Source organism: Neisseria sp. HMSC03D10 (assembly GCF_001807625.1).
GTDB classification, from domain to species: Bacteria; Pseudomonadota; Gammaproteobacteria; order Burkholderiales; family Neisseriaceae; genus Neisseria; species Neisseria mucosa.
Genome location: NZ_KV789502.1, coordinates 30,543 through 36,826 on the forward strand (window position 1 = coordinate 30,543; position 6,284 = coordinate 36,826).

Annotated in this window: 4 protein-coding genes; 1 reads left to right on the top strand and 3 read right to left on the bottom strand. The window is 46.9% G+C overall.

Going from position 1 to position 6,284, the window contains the following annotated elements:
• Positions 1-274: 274 nt before the first annotated feature.
• The 3 genes from HMPREF3066_RS02305 to carA all read right to left on the bottom strand — a co-directional run bounded on the left by HMPREF3066_RS02305 (position 275) and on the right by carA (position 2,227).
• Complete coding sequence (locus HMPREF3066_RS02305) at positions 275-664, bottom strand: endonuclease domain-containing protein (protein WP_070440200.1); 390 nt, start codon at positions 662-664, stop codon at positions 275-277.
• A 102-nt stretch (positions 665-766) separates the two neighbouring features.
• Positions 767-1,024, bottom strand: a complete 258-nt coding sequence (locus HMPREF3066_RS02310) for a SemiSWEET family transporter (RefSeq protein WP_003686764.1) — start codon at positions 1,022-1,024, stop codon at positions 767-769.
• Between the two features lie 72 nt (positions 1,025-1,096).
• The gene (gene carA, locus HMPREF3066_RS02315; RefSeq protein WP_070440202.1) at positions 1,097-2,227 is read right to left on the bottom strand and encodes a glutamine-hydrolyzing carbamoyl-phosphate synthase small subunit; all 1,131 of its coding nucleotides are present in this window, start codon (positions 2,225-2,227) and stop codon (positions 1,097-1,099) included.
• Between the two features lie 405 nt (positions 2,228-2,632).
• On the opposite strand from carA, the gene pilC reads away from it, so the two are divergent.
• Positions 2,633-5,839, top strand: coding sequence for a PilC family type IV pilus tip adhesin (pilC, locus tag HMPREF3066_RS02320; RefSeq protein ID WP_321178892.1), 3,207 nt, complete (start codon positions 2,633-2,635; stop codon positions 5,837-5,839).
• Positions 5,840-6,284: the final 445 nt, after the last annotated feature.

Sequence of the window (6,284 nt, forward strand, 5' to 3'; positions counted from 1 at the left end):
TCCCCCGTGGGGGAGGGTTGGGGAGAGGGCATCTCCGAATTTCAGCAACCTTTCAACACCTAAATCTCCCAAATACAAGCCTTGCGGCTTGTTGCCCTCTCTCTAGCTCTCTCCCACGGGGAGAGAGGACGGGGTGACTGTTAGGGTTAAAGGTTCTGCGAGGAAACAGGTTGTGCAGGCTGTTTTTTGCTTTTTCAGACGACCTTTATAAATGCTCAATTCAGTCGGTTTGCATCCTATAATTTTCAATAATTTAATCAAAATCAGCCATCTGCTATCGTGTAGGCTGCTTTTCCAATTCCTGTAACACGCGCAGGATTTCCGCCAGTACATCGTTTGTCTGCTGCAAAATCTCGTGATTCCAAAACCGCAGCACGGTAAAGCCCAAGCTGTTGAGATATGCCGTCCGCGCGTGGTCGTATGCGGCTTGTTCTGTATGTTGCCCGCCGTCTGCTTCGACAATCAGTTTGGGCGTTACGCACATGAAATCAACAATATAGTTTCCAATCGGCTGCTGGCGGCGGAATTTATAGCCGTTCAGACGGCCTGCCCGCAGGTGCTGCCACAATTTTGCTTCCGCCTCGCTCATTTCTTGACGCATGGCTTTGGCACGTTGATGCAGGGCGGGGTTGTCGGTGGTCAATAGTTTTTCGGACGGGTTCATTTTTTTATTATTAGGTGTGGGAAACCCCTTGATGACAATCTTTTTTCTTTTTTCAGACGACCTTTTACGTTTTTATTTTGCACAAGCCGTCGGAAAACTTCCTTAAAAGCTGGTGATAAAGGTAATCAAGCCCAAAATGATACCGGGGGCGTTTGCCAGCATGACGGGGTAGTCGCGTTTTTCTTTCAGAAAGCCGTAGGCAACCCATAATGTGCAGTTGATGGCGGCGACGAGGGGTTGCAACGGCGAGCCGGGATTGCCTGCGAGGTTGTTTTGGATTTGCGGGATGTAGGAAACGTACATGCCTACTGCGGTCAGGGTAGCGACGACGGAGAGTACGCGCATTTGTTTTTCAGTCATGGGGTTTCCTTTCTGACTTGAGGGGGGGTTCAGACGACCTTGTTGAGTTGAGAGGTCGTCTGAAAAGGCGGTTTATTGTTTTGCTGCCTTCATATTGTCAATGAATTTGTCAAACAGATAGCCGACATCTTGCGGGCCGGGGCTGGCTTCAGGGTGGCCTTGGAAGCAGAACACGGGTTTGTCGGTCAGCTCGATGCCTTGCAAGGTGTTGTCGAACAAGGATTTGTGGGTAATCCTTGCGTTAGCAGGCAGGGTGTCAGCATCGACGGCGAAGCCGTGGTTTTGGCTGGTGATGACGACTTTGCCGCTGTCTAAGTCTTGCACGGGGTGGTTCGCGCCGTGGTGGCTGAAGTGCATTTTCAGGGTTTTTGCGCCGATGGCGAGGCTGATGAGCTGGTGTCCCAAGCAGATGCCGAAGATGGGTTTGCCGCTTGCCATCAGTTTTTGCACGGCTTCGATGGCGTAGGTGCAAGGCTCGGGGTCGCCGGGGCCGTTGGAGAGGAACACGCCGTCTGGGTTGAGTGCCAACACGTCTTCCGCGCTGGTTTGGGCGGGGACGACGGTCAGGCGGCAGCCGCGTGCGGCAAGCATACGCAGGATGTTGGTTTTCACGCCGAAATCGTAGGCGACAACGTGGAACGGTTGTTCGGCAGGGGTAACGAAACCTTTGCCCAGCGCCCATTCGCCTTCGGTCCATTCGTAGGCTTCTTGGCAGGAAACTTCTTTTGCCAAATCTTTGCCGACCATGCTGCCGAACGCGGCGATGAGTTCTTGCGCTTTTTCAACCGTGGCATCCGCGCCGGTCAAAATCGCGCCTCCTTGTGCGCCTTTTTCGCGCAGCAGCGTGGTCAGGCGGCGGGTGTCGATGTCGGCGATGGCGACGGTTTTATTGCGCACCAGATAGTCGTGAAGGCTTTCGGACGCGCGGAAGTTGCTGTGCAGCAGCGGCAGGTCGCGGATAATCAAGCCTGCGGCATAAACGCTGCGGCTTTCTTCGTCTTCGGCGTTGGTGCCGGTATTGCCGATGTGGGGGTAGGTAAGGGTAACGATTTGTTTGCAGTAGGACGGGTCGGTCAGGATTTCCTGATAGCCGGTCATGGAAGTGTTGAACACGACTTCGCCGGAAGTCGAACCTTCGTAACCGATTGATATGCCGTGAAATACGCTGCCGTCAGCGAGAACGAGAAGAGCCGGAGTGGTCATGATGGAATCCTGTTTGCCTGATGATGGTCGGTTTGCAGAAACGGGCAGGGGTCGTCTGAAAATTGTTTACAAAAAAGACCGCCTGAGAAAATATCGGCTAAAAAAAAACACGCCCCGCAGCCTTGATTTTGCTGCGTAACGTGCTTTTTCAGGCATAGCTGCCTATGCCGTAGAAGCAATGCATTCTACGTCAAAAAGCCACATCGTTCAAGTTGTATCCTAAGATAGTTTCTACCTTAATAATCATGCGGTCTGTTTCATTTTCACCATTTGTCCCCTGTATCAGGCAAAAAAATATTCGGAACTGCACATAAATGACATTGTAAATGTTAGAATCACATTCCGAGAAAATAAAAACAACGTCATCATCCGTCAACCGACGATTTTACGAAAAAAGAACGCATTATGAAAAACAACCTTTCACGTTTCCCCGGTACCGTCCGTCCGATGATTTACAGCATCGCCTCCGCGCTCGCCCTGATGGGGGCAGCATCGCAAGCGCAAGCGCAGTTTGCCAAAACCCCGCTCTACCTGCAAAACGAATCTCAGATTACCGAACAGCCGAAAATTAAACATAACATTATGTTTTTTATTGATGATTCAGCGAGTATGAGCGAGCTTGTGCCTGGAGCAGTGGATGAGAGCGGAAATCCCTTAAATAGGTTGCAGGTAACACAAGAAGCATTGAAGCAGATTCTTGACACATATAAGAATCAATTCAACTGGGGTTTGCAGACACTTCATAATAATGGTGGATCAGATTCTGATTCTTTTGATTCTGATCCGGAGTTAATGAAGGCGCGTGTTAATAAACTCCGGCATAAGTATGCTACTCCGGCAACACGTCGCTATTTTGAAATTGTCAGTTCGATTGTGATGCCACAGGTCAAATATCGTTGTCAGAAGGCTTATGTCATTATGATGTCGGACGGTGATGCAAACTATAGCTCTTATTGCGGTGATTATAATGTGCCTATTTTTGATTATGAGAACCGTCGCTATGCTTACGCTACCTTCGAGAATGGTTGGAGAAATTTTAATTCTTATAGCGGTAAGGACTATCAAGCTGCATTTGAATTTTTCGGACCGAGACAGGAGGCGGATAGAAGTTTTCAATGTGATTGGGCTTATAATTGGTCGTATGTATATGATAAGTTTTGGGATCGTGGGAACGGTTTGGCTTTTTTCAGCAAAAAGCTCGCAGAAAACGACTTTAAAGTCGGTGGAGAGGATGAGGCTGGTAAGAGTTGGGACGGCGATCCCAACGATTTCGGAGACTACAAAAAGCAAACCGTTCAGACATTTACTGTAGGTTTTGGTGGTGATATTACCGTCGATGGTGAAAATTATCTGAAACGCGGTGCAAGTAAAAAAGAATGGTATTACCAAGCCAATAGATCGGAAGCCTTGGTTGCGGCATTTAAAAACATTACAGATACGATTAAAAATGACGCACTTCATAGCCAACCGATTCCTCCATTGACTGGTGGCACTGCTCCAGCAACTTCCAGCAGCGGTATTCCCGATTTAGCGGCAACCATTAAGCTGAATGCCCGCTCTTGGAGCAGTCAGATTTTATTTGATAAATTGAATAATAGTGATGGTAGACGGGAAGGTACGGTTACCCAGCCTTCCTTTGGTAATCGTAAAACGTTGATCAACACGGGTTCTAATACTTACTTTATCGACGCCATCTCTGATGATAAAGTCGACAATGCCTATTTTGGTATCGAGAGTAGTGACAAAGACGAATGGAAAAAGCTGCTCAATTGGACGGGCAGAGTTGGCAGTAATGATAGTGCATACAAGCCTTACCGTGACCGTAAGCCCGGAGAGCGTGATTTGGGCGATATTTTGGATGGTTCTGTTGCCGCAGTCGGCAATCAGGAGCATGGTCGCCGCAAATATTTGGTTGCTGCAGCCAACGACGGTATGGTGCATATTTTCCAAAGTACAGATGGCAACCATCCTTATGATTTGAAAGTCAGCTATCTTCCTTCTGCAATGGAGCGCGAAAACGATGCTTCAGGCAACCCGATTACGCTTGCCAAAGTATTGAAAGACATTGCACATGCGGATTATGAAAAATCCATTGAAAACCATAAATACGGCGTAAATGGTGGCTTTACCCTGCGTCAGACCCCTGTTGCAGAACAAGACAGTAAGTTTCAGCAACGTGTCTTTATGTTTGGCGCAATGGGACAAGGTGGACGTGGCGCATACGCTCTCAATATAGGCGGTAAAGAAAATCAAACCACCAATACCGGTCTAGATGCGGCTACTTTGAGCGATAAAGTTCCTTTGTTTGAAACGCCAAAAGGTGCTGTCAACGAATTAGGCTATACCGTTGGAACGCCGCAAATCGGTAGGATTTCTATAAGCCGTCCAGCCAATAACGGTCGGGTAGATGTAAGCAAAAATATTCGCTATGCAGGTTTTCTTGCTAGTGGTTATCGAGCTGAAGATACAGCAGATAAGCAAAATGAAACAGCATTGTATATTTACGAAATGCTGGGTAAAGAAGTAGGTACTGGCGATAAGCGTGGAGAAGATGCTGGTAAGGCTGGCAATCTATTGAAGAAAATTAAAGTTGAAAGTGGCGTGGGTGGTTTGTCCACTCCTGCCCTCTTGGATATTGATTTTGACGGTGTAGTAGATATTGCCTATGCAGGTGACCGTGGCGGTAATATGTACCGTTTTGATTTACGTGGTGAGAAACCTGATAATTGGATGGTTACTAAAATCTTTACTGGATCTCCAAGTAAGCCGATTACTTCTGCTCCTGCTGTTTCCCGCCGAAGTGCGAATAAATATGTTGTAATTTTCGGTACGGGAAGTGAAATTTATCAAAATGACTTAGTTAATAAGGATATACAATCTATTTATGGTATTTACGAAGATTTTACACCCAGTGAGGAAGATTTACCCCAAAATCAGAACGTAACCGCCGCTTCCGAAAGTGATTTGCAGCAACAGGAGATTCTTCCTGATCAAGAGGGGCAAGAAGGCTATATTTACCTAACCAACAATCAGGTTGCCAAAACCCAAAAAGGTTGGAGAATTAATTTGCGCGAAGGTGAGCGTGTTTCACTTAAGCCGACTATGATTCTGCGTACTGCCATCGTTACGATACGCAAGTACACTTCCGATGGCGGTAAGACCATCGGCAAGGAGGAAGCGGAAAAAGATTTGTGTATGCCTGTCAGCAACAATAAGTCAACCGTAACCAGCACGACCTTCCTCGGCATCAATGCTGATAACGGCGGTGCACTCAATAAACGTAGTGCGCGTTTTACGCCTGAAACGTTTACGCGTAAACTGGACGGTTTTGGTACGCAATACGCCAATGGTTTGACTCAAGAAGGTATTGTTAGCTTTACCTTTATCGATCCGAACAAGCGTACAGACGATCCTGTTACCGTCGATGGTGATAGTGGTGGAACTGGTACGGATAAGGAGCTGGGTTATGGTTCTGGTACGCCTAACAACAAATGTTTCTCAGGCAAAGAGGGAGACCAGCGTAGCTTGCTGTTGAATAAAGGTAAATCGCTGGAAGTGAAAGGCCGTATCTGCGGTCTGCAACGTATCAGCTGGCGCGAGCTATTTTTCTGATTGGTTTAGTTAAACGTCGCATCCGATAGAAAGGTCGTCTGAAAACTTGGAAACAGGTTTTCAGACGACCTTTCCTTTTTCTTTTGCGTGGCTCTTTTAGTTATTAATTGAATTTTGAGCGAGCAGTAAACTGGGGCTTTTGCGCGGATAAAGTCCACGCTAAATTTCCTGATAAATATTGCGACGCAACATTGGTCGTCAGGCTAAGTTTATCTGAGATCTTTGCAATAACATGAGTTATTAAAATTTTATGCTCAATACCATTTTTAAAATGAAGAACCTCCCTGATTTCTTCTACTTTTTTCTCAATATCAGAAAGGTTTCAGTCAATTGAAAATTTTTTAGCACATTTTTATAGTGGATTAACTTTAAACCGGTACAGCGTTGCCTCGCCTTGCCGTACTATCTGTACCGTCTGCGGCTTCGTCGCCTTGTCCTGATTTAA

Coding starts and splice junctions, on each gene's coding strand:
- HMPREF3066_RS02305 (WP_070440200.1), bottom strand. CDS start 664: ATGAACCCGTCCGAAAAACTATTGACCACCGACAACCCCGCCCTGCAT.
- HMPREF3066_RS02310 (WP_003686764.1), bottom strand. CDS start 1,024: ATGACTGAAAAACAAATGCGCGTACTCTCCGTCGTCGCTACCCTGACC.
- carA (WP_070440202.1), bottom strand. CDS start 2,227: ATGACCACTCCGGCTCTTCTCGTTCTCGCTGACGGCAGCGTATTTCAC.
- pilC (WP_321178892.1), top strand. CDS start 2,633: ATGAAAAACAACCTTTCACGTTTCCCCGGTACCGTCCGTCCGATGATT.